The following is a 17,714-nucleotide window of genomic DNA, read 5'->3' on the forward strand; positions in this document are numbered from 1 at the left end:
CCTATTCTCCTTGTTCTGTCGCCGAGGCGGAATGTGCGTGACGCGGGGCGTCACCCGACGGGCGGAGCGGGATCCGCGGGCCAGACAACATGACCGGCCCGGTGGCGGGGGTGTCGTCGTCCGACGGTTCGTTGACGCTGACGCCGAGGTACTCGGCCGGGCGGGCAGCGCTCCGGGGCGAACCGGAACCGTCGACCTGGGCCGCGGCGGCTTCGCGTTCCGCCGGCCAGGCCGGCCGTGGCTGGCCACGCTCGAGCACTTGCACGATGGCCGGGTCGGGGGTGGTCGGTGCGTTCACGAAGGAACGGAACCGGCGCAGCCGCTCCGGGTCCTTGAGCGTGGCGGCCCACTCGTCCTCGTAGCTGCCCACGTGCGCGGACATGGCCAGTTCGAGTTCGGCGGCCAGGCCCAGGCTGTCGTTCACCACGACATCACGCACGTGGTCGAGCCCGCCGGGCAGTTCCTCCTGCCAGCGCGCGGTGCGCTGCAGCCGGTCGCCGGTGCGGATGTAGTACATCAGGTAGCGGTCGATGTAGGCGATCAGGGTGTCGTCGTCGAGGTCCTGGGCGAGCAGCTGCGCGTGTGCCGGCTGGAAACCGCCGTTGCCGCCCACGTACAGGTTCCAGCCCTGATCGGTGGCGATGATTCCCACGTCCTTGCCCCGGGCCTCTGCGCACTCGCGGGCGCAGCCGGAGACACCGAGCTTGAACTTGTGCGGCGACCGCAGCCCCCGGTAGCGCAGTTCGAGCTGGATGGCCATGGAGACGGCGTCCTGCACACCGAAGCGGCACCAGGTGCTGCCGACACAGCTCTTCACGGTGCGCAGGCTCTTGCCGTAGGCCTGCCCGGACTCGAAACCCGCGTCGACGAGGATCGTCCAGATCTCGGGCAGCTGCTCGAGCCGGGCGCCGAACATGTCGATGCGCTGGCCGCCGGTGATCTTCGTATACAGGTTGTACTGCTCGGCGACCTCGGCGATCACCTTGAGCTTGGCCGGGGTGATCTCGCCACCCGGGATGCGCGGCACGACCGAGTAGGTGCCGTCCTTCTGCATATTGGCCAGGGCTCGGTCGTTGGTGTCCTGCAGGCCGCCGCGGCCGGCATCCAGCACGTAGCCGTTGGTCTGCGAAGCCAGGATCGACGCGATGACCGGCTTGCAGATGTCGCAGCCGAGGCCGCTGCCGAAACGTTCCATGATGTCGTCGAACGAGGTGAGCTGCAGGATGCGCACACTCTCGAACAGTTCGCTGCGGCTGAACGCGATGTGCTCGCAGAGTGCCTTGGAAACCTCGATGCCGGCCTTCTTCAGCTCGGTCTCGAGGATCTTCTTGACCAGCGGAACGCAGGAGCCGCACTGGGTGCCGGCGCGGGTGCAGGCCTTGAGCGGGCCGAGCTCGGTGCACGCCTCGCCGTGGTCGCCGCGGATGGCCTCACGCACGGCGCCGACCGACACGTTGTTGCACGAGCAGAGCTGCACGTCGTCGGGCAGGTCGCTGTTGGCCGGCGGTTCGGCGCCCGCGGCGGAGAGGTAGGCGCCGGGCTCCGCGGGCAGCTCGCGGCCGAGCAACGGACGCAGCGAGGTGTACGGTGACGCGTCACCGACGAAGATGCCGCCGAGCAGGGTCTTGGCATCCCCCGTGACCACGATCTTCTGGTATAGGCCGCGGGCGGGGTCAGCGTAGACCACCTCGAGGCAGTGTTCGGTCCGGCCGAGGGCATCACCGAAGCTGGCCACCTCCACGCCGGAAAGCTTGAGCTTGGTGGCGTCGTCGATGCCGGGGAAGAGCGCCTCACCGCCGTGCAGCCGGTCGGCGGCGACCTCGGCCATGGCGTTGGCCGGGGCGACCAGGCCCACGCAGACACCGTCGATGCTGGCGACCTCGCCGATCGCCCAGACATCGGCGGCCGAGGTACGGCAGTCGTCGCCGATGATGATGCCGCCGCGCGGGCCCAGCTCGAGGCCGGCGGCCCGCGCGAGTTCGTCGCGCGGGGTGATGCCGATGGAGAAGACCACGAGGTCGGCGTGCAGCTGGGAGCCGTTGGTGAGCGCGACGCCGAGCACCCGGCCGGTGGGGGAGCGGAGGATCTCGGTGGGCCGGGTGCCGAGCGCCAGGGTTATGCCCTGCGCGCCGATCAGCCGGCCGAGGGCCTGGCCCGCGCCCTCGTCGAGCTGGGCGCTCATCAGCCAGGCGCCCGAGTGCACCAGGGTCGATGCGGCGCCGAGCCGGGCGAGGCCGCCGGCGGCCTCCAGGCCGAGCAGTCCGCCGCCGACGACGACGACGTTGGCGGGGCGGCCCAGGCGTTCCCGCAGTCGGGCGACCTCGGCCACGAGGAAGTCGACGTCTTCGAGGGTGCGGTAGACGTGACCGGCCTCGGCGCCGGGGATGGGCGGCACGGTGGCGGCGGACCCGGTGGCGAAGACCAGGTCGTCGTAGGGCACCCGTTCGCCGTCGGCCAGCGTGATGGCCTTATCACTGGTGTCGAGCCCGACGACCGTGCTGCCGCCGCGGTAGCTGATCGTGTCGGAGGCCCACAGGGCGGTGTCGCCCAGGGTGAGGTCTTCGGAATCGACCAGCCGGCGGGACAGGGCCACCCGGTCGTAGGGGAGGTGCGGCTCCTCGCCGAAGACCGTCACGGTGTGTGCGATCGTGCCGGCCGCGGCCGCGCGGGCGGCCATGGCCTCGGTGAACCGGTGGGCGGCGGGGCCGCCGCCGATCACCAGGACGCGTCGGGGCGTGCCGGAGGAATCCGGGGCGGGAGTGACGTTGTCCATGGAATGGCCTTTCCGAGTCGTGAGCTGTTTCGTCAGCCTAAAAGTCGGCGATTTCTCTACCGTGTCCCCGACGTAACGGAGTGTGACGGGCGCCTCACGTCATTGCCGGAGCGCTGAGAGGTCTTCGTTACGCGATCGTCACGGCCTCGCACGATGACCGACACGCGGGCTGCCTACCGTTGACACCAGGAACCGATTCCACCCCGTTCCCGCCCACCCGCTCTCGCTCGACCACTGGAGGATCCCGTGCACACACCGACCGACTCGCACGACTCCACCGGCCGCACGCCGGAGTGGACCAGCGTCTGCGCCCTCGAACGGCTCGAGCCGCTGTGGGCCGAGGCCGCACTCGTCGACGGTGTGCAGGTGGCGCTGGTGCTGCTGCCCGACGGCAGCCTCTTCGCGGTGTCCAACCAGGACCCGGCGACAGGCTCGTTCGTGATGAGCCGCGGCATCGTGGGCTCCCGCGGAGCCCGCCCCACCCTGGCCTCACCGCTGCACAAGCAGGTCTACGACCTCGAGACCGGCGAGTGCTTCACGGCGGCCGAATACGCGCTGCGCACCTTCCCGGTGCGCGTCGACCACGGCACCGTGCAGATCCTGGTGCGCGAGCAGGTCGGGTCGTGGCAGCAGGCCGAGAACATCGACGCCCAGTTCGCGGCCGCGTGATCGGCGTCCCGGTGCGCACGGCCCCGATGGGCACCGCCCCGATGGGCACCGCCCCGATCGGTACTGCTCCGGTCGGCGCCGTCCCGTCCGGCGCGGCGCCGGCGCTGCTGGCGACGTCGCACGGCACCAGCGATCCCGCCGGGCAGCGCGCCGTGCTGGCCCTCGTCGCCGCGGTGGCCGCCGCGGCACCGGAACTCACCGTGCTGGGCGGGTACGTCGATGTGCAGAGCCCGGATGTGCCGACCTGCCTCACCGGCATCACCGCCGAGACCGCCGGCCGGCCGGTCGTGATCGTGCCGTTGCTGCTCTCGGCCGGCTACCACGTGCGCGTGGACCTGGCCGAGGCCGCCGCCGAGGCGAGCCAGCCGGTGCGGGTCACCGGCGCGCTCGGCCCCGACCCCCGACTTGCCCGCATCCTCGCCGACCGCCTGCAGGAGATCGGCCTGCGGCCGGACGACACCGTCGTGCTCGCCGCGGCCGGTTCCACCGACGCCAACGCCGTCGCCGACTGCCACAGCACGGCCGGCCAGCTGGCCACGGTGCTGGGTCGACCCGTCACGGTCGGGTTCATCTCCGCCGCAGAACCCCGGCTGGCCGACGCGGTTCTCGCAGCCCGTGCCGGGGCGCCCGGCCGGGTGGTCGCCGCAAGCTACCTGCTCGCGCCCGGCTACTTCGCCGGTCTCGCCGACGGCTGCGGGGCGGATGTCGTGAGCCGCCCACTGCTCGTCGACGGCGAGGAACCGCCGCGGCAGCTCGTCGACGTGGTGCTGGACCTCTACGCGTCCACCGCCCGGTTGGAGCAGGCGCTCGCCGGACTGCCCTGGTCGTTCAGCCCCCGCCCCTGACCAGTCGCGGCGACCCGGTCTGTGGGTCGCGCCCACTCGCTGGGCGAGCGTGTCGACGCCGTGCTGAGCCTGTCGAAGTAGACCTCGTGACGTGAGTGGGTGTCGCGGGGTCTCGACAAGCTCGACCAGCGGATTCAAGCTCGACCGCCGGTGTGGTTGCGCCAGCGGATGGCCCGTCGGGAGGACCATCCGCGCTCATGTGTCCGACATGTAACAGCGGCCTATCAGCGGCGCTCGCCGGGGGTGAGAACACGGTGACCAGAAGGTAACTGACCCAGCGTTCCGCCGAAACACCGGATGCGTAGCGTCGTGAATACGCAGCCAGCGCATGACTCCCGGCACCACATTCTTGAGGAGAACCTGATGACAACGACGACCAGCGCCCCACCCGCCCCGGTCTCCGCGACCAGCCCGTCCGCCGCATCCGCCGATCTGGTGCACCGCCCGGGCCGGTGGATCGACAACTGGAACGCCGAGGACCCGCAGCAGTGGGCGGGCGGCGGCAAGGCCATCGCCTCCCGCAACCTGAAGTGGTCGATCTTCGCCGAGTTCCTCGGCTTCGTGATCTGGCAGCTCTGGAGCATCGTGGTGGTGCAGCTGCCGAACGCCGGCTTCACCTTCGACACCGGCCAGATCTTCTGGCTCATCTCGATCCCCAGCCTGGTCGGCGCCACCCTGCGCTTCCCGTACACCTTCCTGGTGCCCAAGTTCGGCGGCCGCAACTGGACCATCATCTCCGCGGGCCTGTTGCTCATCCCGTCGATCGCGCTGGGCTTCGCGGTGGGCAACCCCGAGACGCCGTTCCCGGTGATGCTGCTCATCGCCGCGCTCGCCGGACTCGGCGGCGGCAACTTCGCCAGTTCGATGTCGAACATCACCTACTTCTACCCGCAGAGCCAGAAGGGCTGGGCGCTCGGCCTCAACGCCGCAGGCGGCAACCTCGGCGCCGCCGTGGCCCAGCTGGTTGTTCCCATCGTGATCACTCTCGGCGCCCTCGGCACCCTCAACCTGCCGTTGGCCGGGTTCTTCTGGGTGCCGTTCATCCTGCTCGCCATGTTCGGCGCCTGGAAGTACATGGACAACCTCTCCAGCGCCAAGGCCGACTTCGCCGGTTCGATCGCCGCTGTCAAGGAACCGCACCTGTGGATCCTCGCGTTCCTCTACATCGGCACCTTCGGCTCGTTCATCGGTTTCGCCAGCGTGTTCCCCAAGCTCATCGCCGACCAGTTCCCCGAGTTCTCCACCTTCCACGTCGTCTCGGCGTCGTTGTCGCTCGCCTTCCTCGGCGCCCTCACCGGCTCGCTGGCCCGGCCGTTCGGCGGCCGCCTGGCCGACCGCTTCGGCGGCGCCCTCGTCACGGTGGCGGCCTTCGCGGTGATGGCCGTCGGTGCCGTTCTGGTGAACGTGGTGCTGCCGCTGGGCAACTTCTGGCTGTTCCTGGTCACCTTCCTGCTGATCTTCGTGGCCACCGGCGTCGGCAACGGCTCCACCTACCGCATGATCCCCAGCGTCTTCGCGGCCAAGAGCGGGGTCGCGGATGCCCACAAGAACTCCGGCGACGTCAACACGCAGCGGAAGACCGCTGCGGCCCTCGGCCTCATCTCCGCGATCGGCGCCTACGGCGGGTTCATCATCCCGCAGGTGCTCGGCTTCTCGAAGACTTCCACGGGCGACTACTCCAGCGCGATCTACGCCTTCGCCGGTGCCTATGTGGTGATGATGGCCGTCACCGCGTTCGTCTACCTGCGCCGCGGCTCCTCGGTGGCCGGCCACCGCATCTAGCGTTTCGTTGGTCGAGCTTGCCGACTTGTACTGAGCTTGTCGAAGTAGACCCCTCACCGGGTCTCGACAAGCTCGACCGACGGATGCTCGCCCAGCAATACAGCTTCCTACGAAAGGCACCACCGTGAATCCCGTCGACACGCACTGCCCGTACTGCGCTCTGCAGTGCGCGATGACGCTCACGCCCGCCACCGCCGCGACACCCGGCCGGCCCACGGATGCGATCGGCCTCCCGGTCACCATCAGCGGCCGGACCTTCCCCACCAACCGGGGCGGGCTCTGCAAGAAGGGCTGGACCGCGGCCGAACTGCTCGGCTCGGCCGAGCGCATCCGGGAACCCATGCGACGCCAGGGCGACGGCAGCTTCGCCCCGATCTCCTGGACCGCGGCGCTCGACCTCATCGCCGACAGACTCCGCACCGGCCGGGCCGAACACGGCGCCGACTCCGTGGGCGTCTTCGGCGGCGGCGGGCTCACCAACGAGAAGGCCTACCAGCTCGGCAAGTTCACCCGGCTGGCGCTCGGCTCGTCCCGCATCGACTACAACGGCCGGTTCTGCATGTCGAGCGCCGCGGCCGCCGGCAACCGGGCCTTCGGCCTCGACCGGGGCCTGCCGTTCCGGGTCGAAGACCTCGATGCGGCCGGCACCATCCTGATGCTCGGGTCCAACGTGGCCCAGACCATGCCGCCGTTCATCGGCCACCTCGACGGCGCCCGGCAGGCCGGCGGACTCATCGTGGTCGACCCGCGCCGCACGGCCACCGCCCGGCTCACCGACGATGGTGCGGGAATGCACGTGCAGCCGGCACCGGGCACCGACCTGGTGCTGCTGCTCGGCCTCACCCACCTGGTCCTGGCCGAACGCCTCGCCGACACCGAGTATCTCGCCCGGCGCACCACCGGGTTCGACCAGCTGCGCTACAGCGTGGCCGGCTGGTATCCCCAGCGAGTGCAGGAACACACCGGGGTTCCGGTCGGCCAGCTGCGCGACCTGGCTCGGCGGCTGGCCGCCGGCCGGGGCACCTACATCCTCACCGGGCGCGGCGTGGAGCAGCACGTGGACGGCACCGACACCGCCACCGCCGCCATCAACCTCGCGCTCGTGCTCGGACTGGTCGGCACGACCCACTCCGGCTACGGCACCCTCACCGGCCAGGGCAACGGGCAGGGCGGCCGGGAGCACGGCCAGAAGTGCGATCAGCTGCCCGGCTACCGCAAGATCACCGATCCGGTCGCCCGCGCGCACGTCGCCGGCGTCTGGGGTGTCGAACCGCGCAGCATTCCCGGCGCGGGCATCCCCGCCGTCGAACTGCTGGGCGCGCTGGGCCGGCCGGGCGGCATCCGCACCCTGCTCGTGCACGGCGCCAACGTCGTGGTCTCCGCGCCCGATGCCGACAGCGTGCGGAAGGGACTGAACAACCTCGACTTCCTGGTGGTCTGCGATTTCTTCTTCTCCGAGACGGCCGCCCTGGCCGATGTGGTGTTGCCGGTCACCCAGTGGGCCGAGGAAGAGGGCACTATGACCTCGCTCGAGGGCCGCGTGCTGCGCCGTCGGCGGGCGATCGATCCGCCCGCCGGTGTGCGCAGCGAACTGTGGATCTTCCAGGAGCTGGCCCGGCGCCTGGGCGCTCCCGGGGTGTACAGCGCCGATCCCGGCGAGGTCTTCGACGAGCTCTGCCGCGCCTCGGCGGGTGGTGCCGCCGACTACTCCGGGCTCGACTACGCCCTGCTGGATGCGGGGGAGCCGGCCTACTGGCCCTACCCGGTGGGTTCCACGGGAACGCCCCGGCTCTTCCTCGAAAGGTTCGCGCACAATGACGGCCGCGCGCGCATCGTCGCCGTCACGGCCCGAGCCGTGTCCGCGCCCGCCCAGACACAGGGGGCGCTCACGCTCATCACCGGCCGGCTGCTCGAGCACTACCAGTCCGGAGCCCAGACCCGGCGGGTGCCCGAGCTCGCCGACGCCCAGCCGGACGCCCGGATGCAGGTGCACCCGGCCACGGCCGCGGGCCTGGGAGTGGTCGACGGCGCCTGGGTGGAGCTGGCCAACGCACGCGGCATCGTGCGCTGCCGTGCCCAGCTGAGCGCTGACATCCGCCCGGACACCGTGTTCCTGCCCTTTCACTTTCCCGCCGACCAGCGCGCCAATCTGCTGACCGCCGGCGCCACCGACCCCATCTCGGGCATGCCCGAGTTCAAGCGCACTGCCGTGCGGGTACGCGCGATCGCGGCACCCGAGCTGCCGGCCACCGACACCGAGAGGGTAATGGCGGATGCCTGACCACACTTCTGCCGGCCTGCCCGGTTCCGCAGGCCTCCCCGGGGGCCGCGGCGGCCCCGAGCGCATCGTCGTCGTCGGTTACGGCCCGGTCGGCGCCCGTTTCGTCGACGAAATCCTGCCGCTGGTCGAGGCCGGCCTGGCCGAACTCACCGTGGTCGGCGCCGAGCAGGAGCACGCCTACAACCGGGTACTGCTGGCCGACTTCGCCGTGGGCCGAACCGACCGCGACACCCTCGACCTCACCGACGGCGGCCGGGCCCGAGCCGCCGGAGCCCGCATCCTCACCGGCACCAGCGTCACCTCCGTGAACCGCAGCATCCGCACGGTGTCGCTCGGCGACGGCAGCACCGTGCCCTACGACCGGCTGGTGCTCGCCACCGGCGCGCGCGCCAATGTGCCCACCCTCGACGGCGTGAAAAGGGTGCGACGCGGCCTGATGAAGCCCGGCCCGGATGCCGCCACTCTCGATACCCTGGACGCCCCGCTGCCCCGCGGGGTCAGCGCGCTCCGCGACCTCGCCGACGCCGCCACCGTGCTGGCCGCGGTGCGGGCCGGGCAGCGCATCGTGGTGCTCGGCGCCGGGGTGCTGGGCATGGAGATCGCGCTCGCCGCGGCGGCGGCCGGCGCCCAGGTCTGCGTGGTCTATCACGGCGAGATCCCGATGAACCGCAACCTCGACCGTGGTGGAGGCTCGGTGCTCACCCGCGCCGCCCGTCTCGCCGGTGTCGCCATGGTCAACCACGCCCGCGCCGAGAGCGTGCTGTTCCACCACGACGAGCACGGCGCCGAACGTTTCGAGGCCCTCATCTGCGCCGACGGCAAGCAGATCAGCGGCGACCTGCTGCTGCTCTCCTGCGGTGTGGGCGCCCGCACCGAACTCGCCCACCTGGCCGGGCTGCCCGTGTCGACGGGCGTGCTGGTCGACGAGTCGCTGCAGAGCTGGGCGGATGCGTCCATCCACGCCATCGGGGACTGCGCCCACGTGGCCGGCCGTCCCGCCGACACAGACCTCGGCGCCGCATGGAACGGTGCCAGGGTGGCCCCGGCCGGCGGACCGTCCGGCCTGATCGGCCCGGGCTGGCGCCAGGCCGACCGCCTCGCGGCCCGGTTCACCGCCGAGATCACCGCACGCGCAGCCGCACCGGATCCGGACGCGCAGGGCAGCACCGCGCCAGCCGCCGCGACGGTGGCGGTGGAGCCCGGCGCATCCGTCGTGATGCTCAAGGCCGAGGGCATCGACGTGGTCGCCGCGGGCGACACCACGGCGGACCCGTTCGACGCCGCTCTGGCCGATGCCGAGGCGCATTCGCACGGGTGCGCCTCCGCCGACCCGGCACCTCCGGCTGTGGCACGTCTTGCCGTGGCACAGTGGGCCGACCCGGAGCACGGTCGCTACGTCAAGATGGTCACCCGCGGCGGCATCCTCACCGGCTTCGTCTGTGTGGGCATGCCCCGCACCGGCGCGGAGCTCACGCTGCTGTTCGAGCGCGGCAGTGAGCTGCCGGCCGACCGGTCGGTGCTGCTGCGGTTCGACGGCCCCGACTATGACCCGGCGAGCGCGGGCGACGCCTTCGCGCCGGAACCGACGGTGTGCTGGTGCAACGGGGTGACGGTGGCGGCGATCACCGCCACGGCAGAGGCCGGCAACGACACCGTCGCCTGCGTGGGAACGTCCACCCGGGCGGGCACCGGCTGCGGCGGCTGCAAGGGCCGCATCGGGGAGGTCCTCGAGCGCTTCACCGCCCAGAGCCTCGCCTGAGTTCCGGCAACGGCCAGCCCCGCCCCTCGGGTTTCTCCCTTCGCGAGTTGCCGCAAGTTGCCGTTGCCGGGCGTCTGAGAGGGAGAGTTCGGCGCAAGTCGGCGACGCCGCCCAGCGTCAGAGCCTGCGCCCCACCCTGAGTGTGCCCTGAGCCGCCGGGAACGCTTGCCTTCGGTCGGTGATGCTGATAGCTCTGAAGGGGTAACCGCAGTGTTTTCCGGGGACCGGGTGCGATGACGACGTGATCCCTGCCGGCGAAGGGATTCCCACCATGACGAAGAAGATCACCAATGCGGCAGGACACCTGAAGAGTTCGGCGCACCTGGACGACACCGACGAGCGCGAAGAGTCCACGATCGAGATCGGGTCGCCCAAGTCCTGGGCGGCCGGCGTACCCGGGGTGCTGCACTCCACCATCCCGGCGGTCGAGCGGATGGGCCTGGCCCGCACGGGCAAGACGCTGCTGGCGATGAACCAGAAGGACGGCTTCGACTGCATGAGCTGCGCCTGGCCGGACCCCACCCATCGGAAGACCTTCGAGTTCTGCGAGAACGGCGCCAAGGCCGTCACGTGGGAGGCCACGCCGGTGACCATCGGCTCAGACTTCTGGGCGGAGCATCCGGTCAGCGACCTGCTCGGGCGCACGGAATACTGGCTGGGCATGCAGGGGCGTCTGACCGAACCCGTCTACAAAGCCGCCGGTGACGACCACTACCGGCCGGTGAGCTGGGACGAGGCTTTCCGGGTGATCGCCGGCAAGCTCAACGGCCTGGACTCGCCGGACCAGGCCGCCTTCTACACCAGCGGCCGCACGTCCAACGAGGCCGCCTTCGCCTATCAGCTGTTCGTGCGCGCCTTCGGCACCAACAACCTGCCGGACTGTTCGAACATGTGCCACGAATCGTCTGGCTGGGCGATGGGCCAGACCATCGGCATCGGCAAGGCCACCATCACCTACGACGACTTCGGCAAGGCCGACCTCATCATCGTGATGGGCCAGAACCCCGGGACCAACCACCCGCGGATGCTGACGGCGCTGGAAGAAGCCAAGGACAATGGCGCCGAGATCGTCGCCGTCAACCCCATGCCGGAGGCCGGCCTCAAACGATACAAGAACCCGCAACGGGTGCGCGGCGTCATCGGCCGCGGGACGGGCATCGCCGACCAGTTCCTCCAGGTGCGTCTCGGCGGCGACATGGCCCTGCTGCAGGCCGTGTCGAAGCGGGTGCTCGCGGCAGAAGCCGCGAACCCGGGCACGGTGCTCGACCACGAGTTCCTGCGCGAGCACACCCAGGGGCTCGCGGAGCTGACCGAGCACCTCGCGCAGCTCGACGAGGCTGCGGTCCTGGAGGCCAGTGGCCTGCGGACCGCCGACATCGACGAACTCACCGCCCGGTATCTGCGGGCGGACAAGGTGATCATCACCTGGGCCATGGGCATCACCCAGCAGAAGAAGGGTGTCGCGACGATCAAGGAGATCATCAACCTGCTGCTGCTTCGCGGCAACATCGGCAAGCCCGGTGCCGGTGCGTCGCCGATCCGCGGGCACAGCAACGTGCAGGGCGACCGCACCATGGGCATCTGGGAGCAGATGCCCCCGGCGTTCCTCGACGCCATCGAGACCGAGTTCGGGTTCGATCCGCCCCGAGAACACGGCGTCGACGCTGTCGACACCATCCGGGGCCTGCGGGACGGCAAGATCAAGTTCTTCATGGCCGTCGGCGGCAACCTTGTGGGGGCGATCAGTGACAGCCAGGCCGCGGAGGCCGCCATGCACGGCGCCGAGATGACGGTGCAGGTCTCCACCAAGCTCAACCGTTCCCACGCCGTCGTCGGCGACGAAGCGCTGATACTGCCGACCATGGGGCGCACCGAGATCGACCGCCAGGCCACCGGAGTGCAGTTCGTATCGGTGGAGGACACGGTCTGCGCCGTGCATCCGTCGTGGGGCAAGGTGGCACCGGTGTCACCCGACCTCTTGTCGGAGGTGGCGATCGTGAGCCGGCTGGCCCGGGCGACGCTGGGCACCAAGGTGAACGTGGACTGGACTGGTTTCGAGCGGGACTACGACCTGATCAGGGAGCACATCTCCCGGGTCGTCGCCGGCTGCGAGGACTACAACATCAAGATCCGCCAGGACGGCGGCTTCCTGCTGCCGAACGGACCGCGGGACTCCCGCACGTTCCCCACGCCGACGGGCAAAGCCATCCTCACGGTCAACGACCTCGAGCACCTGGACCGCCCCGCCGGCACGCTGATCCTGCAGACCCTGCGTTCCCACGACCAGTTCAACACCACGATCTACGGCCACGACGACAGGTACCGCGGCATCAAGAAGGGGCGGCACGTCGTTTTCGTCAACCCCAACGACCTCGTCGAACTGGGTTTGAGCGACGAACAGTTGGTGGATGTGCACGGCGTGCACGACGACGGGGTCGAGAGGGTGCTGCGCGGATTCCGTGCAGTGTCGTATCCCACCGCGAGGGGATGCGCGGCGGCCTACTATCCGGAGGCGAACGTCCTGGTGCCTCTCGACCTCGTGGCGGAGGGCAGCAACACCCCGGTGTCGAAGGGCGTCATCGTGCGGCTGGAGCCGGCCCGTGCCGCTGAGGAGGTGCTGGTCGGCTAGGCGAACCTGGTCGGGAGCGCGGGCCTGCTCGAGGAGCATGCCTATTGCGCGGTATGCGCCCAGCCGTCCTCGACGCCGCCGTCGCCGGTCTTCTCGGTCGCCTGTTTGGCCACTCCGACGGCGCGTTCCACGGCCTCGACCGCGGCCTGCTTGCCCGAGGTAGACGTCATGCCGGCCGCATAACCCACCAGGAATGTGCTGATCGGTCCGGCATCGGTGCCGGCCGCGCGGGACGTCTGGGCTGCCAATCCGAGAAGCAGGGCGTAGTCCACGTCCAAATCGAGAATCTGGAGCGCCTGGGTCAGGCGGCGGGTGATGTCGTCGAGGGCTCGGTGGTCGTTGTCCGGGATGCTCATGGGTCTCCTTGCGCACGGGTGCGTCGATGAACTCGTGGTTCAGGAATAGCACCTCAACGGCAGCCCGGCAATCGGTCGCGGGTCCCACGATCGCGGATCTGCCACCATTGGGCCCGCCCGTTCGGGGTGGGGCGACAGCACCTGCGGCCTTCCCCACGAGGAGCAGCGCCCGGCCTCGGCGAGGTGCCGGCGCTGCCGGGGCATGATGAGAGCATGCGCAGCATCGAGTTGACCTTCGATCCCGCCGCCGAGGCCGCCTTCCGGGCGGAGTGGGCGGCCCTGCAGGAGGCTGGGTTGCCCAATCTGGGCCGGCACCTGGACTCGAGCAACCGCCCGCACCTCACCCTCGCCGCCGGTCCGGCCCTCGAGCTGACCGACGCCCTCCGCGCCGTGTTCCAGGTCCGTCCGGCCCCCCACCCGGATGCTCAGCTCGCCGAACGGCCGTCACCGCTGCCGGTCGAACTCAGGGTGTCCGGTCTGGTGCTCTTCAGGGCCGGGTCCGGCCGGTTCGTCCTCGCCCGGCCCGTGGTGATGACACGGGCGCTGCTGGAGTTACATCGCCGCGTGCTCGAGCAGGCGCCCGAGGCTGCCGAACTGACCCAGCCTGACCGGTGGACGCCGCACGTCACGCTGGCCCGCCGCATCAGCGCCGATCAAATCGCCCGCGCACTCGAGATCCTCACGGACCTGCCGCCGGCCGGAACGTGTGTCGAGGCACGTTTCTGGAACGGCGAGACCAAGACCCTGACGCCACTGCTCTGAGACTGACCTGCGCACCCGTGCGATGGGCGCGGGAGGGTAGGCTGAGGACGGCCGCCCCGTCTGACGGCTACCAGGGCAGCGGAAGTGTGGCGACCTGGTTCGGCGCACACGCGCCACCGGGCGGAACCACGGCCACGCCGTCGGCCTCCGCGAGCCCGCGCAGCATGCCGGAGCCCTGGCGTGCGGTGGGCACGGCTCCTTCGTCGGTGTTCCGATACGCCACCAACCGGGTCGATCCGCTCAGGTTGGCGATGTCGTGGGCCAGGGCCACCCGGCCCAGGCCGGCCAGCGGGCGGCCGAGCATTCCATCGATCAGCGGCATGCCCAGGCTGACCAGCACGAGCATCGCGGCCAGCGGGTTGCCGGGCAGGCAGAGCATCAGGCGACCGTCGACGAGCCGGGCGAGCATCACCGGGTGGCCGGGGCGCATCCGTACGCCGTCGATGAGCACCGTCGCGCCGAGGGCGGCGAGGGCGGCGCGCACATGGTCGGCCGGCCCGCGGGCGCTGCCGCCCGTGCTGATCACCAGCGCCGCCGTGCTGCTCCGAATGGCTTCGACCGTCTGGCCGAGGTCGTCGGGCAATCGCCGCAGGGCCCGCACCCGCAGGCCCAACCCCGTGAGCAGGGCCGGGAACTCGGGGGAGTAGGCGTCGCGCACCTGCCCGGGGCCGGGGATGCCGGATTCGATCACCTCGGTGCCGAGCAGCAGCAGCTCCACGTCAGGCAACGCCGTCACGGTGAGGGTGTCGTGGCCGGTCACGGCCGCCAGCGCCACGCGCGGCGCCGTGAGCAGGCAGCCGGGCTCGAGCATCCGTTCGTCGAGTCCGCACTCCTCGCCGCGGGCGCGCACGTGCTCCCCGGCTGCCGGCTCGCCGGCGCCGGCCTGCGGCAATCGGGTCAGGGTGGCGGGCCCACCGGCTACCGACGGGCCGACGAGGCCGTGCTCCGAGCGCAGGATGCCGTGGGTTCCGGCCGGCACGCAGCCTCCGGTGGCGATGGGGCGGGCGGTTCCGGGGGCCAGGGGAGTATCGGCCGGCGGGTCTCCCGCCAGGATCGGGGTGCCGAGCGCCCACGGCCCGTCGCCGTTCACCGCCCAGCCGTCCATGGCCGAGGATGCGAAGCTCGGCAGCGCGGTGAGGGAGTGCACCGCGGCGGCGAGAGTGCGGCCCACGGCGTCCGCGAGCGGCAGCACCTCGGTGGTGCGGGGCACCTGGCCGCCGAGAGTGTGCACCGTCGACCGGGCCTCCAGCCACTCCATCAGCGGCACCCGCCCACAAGACGGGTCGCGCCGCCCGGGAACGAACGGCCGGTGTGGCTGCGGGACATGGCGGGCTCCTCGGGAATCGTCGACGGCGGTGCCGTCTGGGTCAAGGCTAGCCAGTCGCACGGGAGGGCGTCGTCGACGGGCCGCTAGGGCTTGGCGCTGTCGTGCGCTGGGCCGAGGTCAGCGTCCGCTGTGTCGTGCGGAACCTCGATGCCGAGCCTGGCGGCATCGGCCGGGGTATCGACGTCGGCGCCGATCTCGTCGGGCAGACTTGTCTCCACCAGGTCGAGCGGGCCGATCAGGCCGCTCACCGAGAGATTGTCGGCCGGACCGAAGGCGGCCACGGCCGCGTGCAGGGCCTCACGCCGGTACACGGCCAGCAGTGGCTGCCGCCTACCGTCGCTGTCGACAGCGATCAGGCCGTCCCGAGCGGCCCGATCTGTGCAGAGGTGTTCGAGCTGTGTGAGAAGCACGGCCACGGCGGCGTCCGCTCGAACGAGGTCGGCTGCGAGCACCACTATCCAGTCGCTCGCATACTCTCCCGAATCGTCGCTGTCGACAGTGAGCATGTCGAGGCCGGCCACGATGGCGGCGGCCGGTCCTGCCCAGCGTGGTCGTTCCACGGTTCGCAGCACCGATGCCGGCAGACGGGCATCGGATCCGACGACGCAGACGCGCCGGGCACCCCTGGTTGCCGACAGCACGCCGTCGAGTAGGGTGCGGCCGTGCCAGAGCAGCGCTGTCTTGTCGATGCCGCCGAGCCGTTTGGCCCGGCCACCGGCCACGACGATGGCATCCCAGCTCCAGCCGGGGGCCCACGGCGCTTCGGTGTGCATGGCGGGTCCTCGGGAGTGTGCGGAACGATGAGCGGCGCCGTCAATCGGCGACAAACACAGGCTACCCGCCCGCTTCCGCTGCCGACACGGGGCCGCCCTCCGAAAGCCCGCCTGGGACTGGCCCAATCCTGCTAGTCGAACCGGTCGCTGCACTAGCGAAATCGGGCGAGTCATGGCGTCGCGGGGAAGCCGGGGACAGCAACCGGGACCGGGCCGCGTGACGCCGCCCGATCCCGATTGTGGTGTGCGGTCGAGCGGTCTCGGTTGAGACCGCTCGACCCGACCGGCTCAGTCCTTGAGGTAGCCGTTCGGGTTGAGCACGTACTTCGTCGCCGCACCCGCATCGAACTCCGCGTAGCCGCGCGGGGCATCCTCGAGGCTGATCGGCTGGGCGTGCACGGCCTTGGCGATCTGCACCTTGTCGTGCAGGATCGCCATCATCAGCTGCCGGTTGTACTTCATCACCGGGCACTGGCCCGTGGTGAATGACAGCGACTTGGCCCAGCCGGTACCCAGGCTGATCGAGAGGGAACCCACCTTGGCTTCCTCGGTGGACGCCCCGGGGTCACCCGTGACATAGAGCCCCGGGATGCCGAGTGCTCCGCCGGCCGCGGTGATCTTCATCAGGGAGTTCAGCACGGTTGCCGGCTTCTCAGTTCCGGCATCCTTGCCGTGCCCGTGCGCCTCGAACCCGACGGCGTCCACCGCCGCATCCACTTCGGGCACACCGAGGATCTGTTCGATCTGATCCTGTGGTTCGCCCTTGGTGAGGTCGACGGTCTCACAGCCGAAGCTGCGAGCCTGCGCCAGTCGTTCGGGGTTGAGGTCGCCGACGATCACGACGGCCGCGCCCAGCAGCTGGGCGGATACGGCTGCCGCCAGGCCCACGGGTCCGGCGCCGGCGATGTAGGCCGTTGAGCCAACGCCGATGCCTGCCGTGAACGCGCCGTGGAAGCCCGTCGGGAAGATGTCCGACAGCATGGTCAGGTCGAGGATCTTCTCCAGCGCCTGCTCCCGGTCCGGGAACTTCAGCAGGTTCCAGTCCGCGTAGGGCACCAGCACGTACTGGGACTGCCCGCCGACCCAGCCACCCATGTCGACGTAGCCATAGGCGCTACCCGGACGGTCCGGGTTCACGTTCAGGCACACACCGGTCTTGCGCTCCTTACAGTTGCGACAGCGACCGCAGGAGATGTTGAACGGAACCGACACGATGTCGCCGACCTTGATGAACTCGACATCACGGCCCACCTCGACGACCTCGCCGGTGATCTCGTGACCGAGCACCAGGCCCTCCGGTGCTGTCGTACGTCCACGCACCATGTGCTGATCCGAGCCACAGATGTTGGTGGTGATGGTTCTCAGGATGACGCCGTGCTGGACCTGCCGACCGATGTTGGCCGGGTTGACGCCTGGTCCGTCCTTCAGCTCGAAGGTGGGGTAGTCAATGTCGATGACCTCGACCTTGCCCGGACCTTCGTAGGCAACTGCTCTGTTTCCTGCCATTTTTGTATCCTCCTTGATACCTGTTGTGACACCTGAACCGGTCGGTTCGCGCTTGTGGCGCTCGGCATCCTCAGTGGTGTTTCTCGGTGGTTCGGCCGCAGCCGACGCGCGGCTGTGACACCCTCCATGGCACTACAGGAGACTGGGAATTTCAAGGGTGTACGGAATCCAAAAGGTGTGTATCGTATGTGCGCCGTCCGTACTCATCCCGGCACCCGTTTGACCGCCCGGCGGCGGGTTTTCGAGCTCTAT

Annotated in this window: 12 protein-coding genes; 7 read left to right on the plus strand and 5 right to left on the minus strand. The window is 70.3% G+C overall.

All coding sequences use genetic code 11. The features are described from left to right. Window position 1: 1 nt before the first annotated feature. Window positions 2-2,773, minus strand: coding sequence for a nitrite reductase large subunit NirB (nirB, locus tag PA27867_RS05500; protein ID WP_066594250.1), 2,772 nt, complete (start codon window positions 2,771-2,773; stop codon window positions 2-4). Between the two features lie 246 nt (window positions 2,774-3,019). Here nirB and nirD point away from each other — a divergent pair, with 246 nt between their 5' ends. The 6 genes from nirD (at window position 3,020) to PA27867_RS05530 (ending at window position 12,738) form a co-directional block, all read left to right on the plus strand. Next, window positions 3,020-3,442, plus strand: coding sequence for a nitrite reductase small subunit NirD (nirD, locus tag PA27867_RS05505; protein ID WP_066594253.1), 423 nt, complete (start codon window positions 3,020-3,022; stop codon window positions 3,440-3,442). Then, window positions 3,439-4,287, plus strand: coding sequence for a sirohydrochlorin chelatase (locus tag PA27867_RS05510; RefSeq protein WP_335582782.1), 849 nt, complete (start codon window positions 3,439-3,441; stop codon window positions 4,285-4,287). The genes nirD and PA27867_RS05510 overlap by 4 nt, the downstream gene beginning before the upstream one ends. A 363-nt stretch (window positions 4,288-4,650) precedes the next feature. Next, window positions 4,651-6,069: an MFS transporter gene (locus tag PA27867_RS05515; RefSeq protein WP_066594254.1), complete on the plus strand. Its 1,419-nt coding sequence runs from the start codon at window positions 4,651-4,653 to the stop codon at window positions 6,067-6,069. Window positions 6,070-6,193: 124 nt separating this feature from the next. Continuing rightward, window positions 6,194-8,350 (plus strand): molybdopterin oxidoreductase family protein, encoded by a 2,157-nt coding sequence (locus PA27867_RS05520; protein WP_084020731.1) that lies wholly within the window; start codon window positions 6,194-6,196, stop codon window positions 8,348-8,350. Further along, complete coding sequence (locus PA27867_RS05525; RefSeq protein WP_084020733.1) at window positions 8,343-10,109, plus strand: FAD-dependent oxidoreductase; 1,767 nt, start codon at window positions 8,343-8,345, stop codon at window positions 10,107-10,109. The genes PA27867_RS05520 and PA27867_RS05525 overlap by 8 nt, the downstream gene beginning before the upstream one ends. Window positions 10,110-10,380: 271 nt before the next feature. Then, window positions 10,381-12,738 (plus strand): FdhF/YdeP family oxidoreductase, encoded by a 2,358-nt coding sequence (locus tag PA27867_RS05530; RefSeq protein WP_066594258.1) that lies wholly within the window; start codon window positions 10,381-10,383, stop codon window positions 12,736-12,738. 41 nt (window positions 12,739-12,779) lie between these two features. Here the strand turns inward: PA27867_RS05530 and PA27867_RS05535 are convergent, their stop codons facing one another. Continuing rightward, window positions 12,780-13,094 (minus strand): DUF6457 domain-containing protein, encoded by a 315-nt coding sequence (locus PA27867_RS05535; protein WP_066594262.1) that lies wholly within the window; start codon window positions 13,092-13,094, stop codon window positions 12,780-12,782. A 213-nt stretch (window positions 13,095-13,307) separates the two neighbouring features. On the opposite strand from PA27867_RS05535, the gene PA27867_RS05540 reads away from it, so the two are divergent. Then, window positions 13,308-13,856 (plus strand): 2'-5' RNA ligase family protein, encoded by a 549-nt coding sequence (locus PA27867_RS05540; RefSeq protein ID WP_066599192.1) that lies wholly within the window; start codon window positions 13,308-13,310, stop codon window positions 13,854-13,856. Window positions 13,857-13,923: 67 nt separating this feature from the next. On the opposite strand, the gene PA27867_RS05545 is transcribed toward PA27867_RS05540, so the two are convergent. The 3 genes from PA27867_RS05545 to fdhA all read right to left on the minus strand — a co-directional run bounded on the left by PA27867_RS05545 (window position 13,924) and on the right by fdhA (window position 17,462). Next, window positions 13,924-15,114, minus strand: coding sequence for a molybdopterin molybdotransferase MoeA (locus PA27867_RS05545; RefSeq protein WP_066594265.1), 1,191 nt, complete (start codon window positions 15,112-15,114; stop codon window positions 13,924-13,926). Window positions 15,115-15,266: 152 nt separating this feature from the next. After that, window positions 15,267-15,956, minus strand: coding sequence for a molybdenum cofactor guanylyltransferase (gene mobA, locus PA27867_RS05550; protein WP_066594271.1), 690 nt, complete (start codon window positions 15,954-15,956; stop codon window positions 15,267-15,269). A 288-nt stretch (window positions 15,957-16,244) separates the two neighbouring features. Further along, window positions 16,245-17,462, minus strand: a complete 1,218-nt coding sequence (gene fdhA / locus PA27867_RS05555; protein ID WP_066594272.1) for a formaldehyde dehydrogenase, glutathione-independent — start codon at window positions 17,460-17,462, stop codon at window positions 16,245-16,247. Window positions 17,463-17,714: the final 252 nt, after the last annotated feature.

It is taken from the genome of Cryobacterium arcticum (assembly GCF_001679725.1).
Taxonomy (GTDB): domain Bacteria; phylum Actinomycetota; class Actinomycetes; order Actinomycetales; family Microbacteriaceae; genus Cryobacterium; species Cryobacterium arcticum_A.

Bases quoted from the DNA above. Each gene is read 5' to 3' on its own strand.
- nirB (WP_066594250.1), bottom strand. From the start codon at position 2,773: ATGGACAACGTCACTCCCGCCCCGGATTCCTCCGGCACGCCCCGACGC.
- PA27867_RS05515 (WP_066594254.1), top strand. From the start codon at position 4,651: ATGACAACGACGACCAGCGCCCCACCCGCCCCGGTCTCCGCGACCAGC.
- PA27867_RS05525 (WP_084020733.1), top strand. From the start codon at position 8,343: ATGCCTGACCACACTTCTGCCGGCCTGCCCGGTTCCGCAGGCCTCCCC.
- PA27867_RS05530 (WP_066594258.1), top strand. From the start codon at position 10,381: ATGACGAAGAAGATCACCAATGCGGCAGGACACCTGAAGAGTTCGGCG.
- PA27867_RS05535 (WP_066594262.1), bottom strand. From the start codon at position 13,094: ATGAGCATCCCGGACAACGACCACCGAGCCCTCGACGACATCACCCGC.
- PA27867_RS05540 (WP_066599192.1), top strand. From the start codon at position 13,308: ATGCGCAGCATCGAGTTGACCTTCGATCCCGCCGCCGAGGCCGCCTTC.
- PA27867_RS05545 (WP_066594265.1), bottom strand. From the start codon at position 15,114: ATGGAGTGGCTGGAGGCCCGGTCGACGGTGCACACTCTCGGCGGCCAG.
- mobA (WP_066594271.1), bottom strand. From the start codon at position 15,956: ATGCACACCGAAGCGCCGTGGGCCCCCGGCTGGAGCTGGGATGCCATC.
- fdhA (WP_066594272.1), bottom strand. From the start codon at position 17,462: ATGGCAGGAAACAGAGCAGTTGCCTACGAAGGTCCGGGCAAGGTCGAG.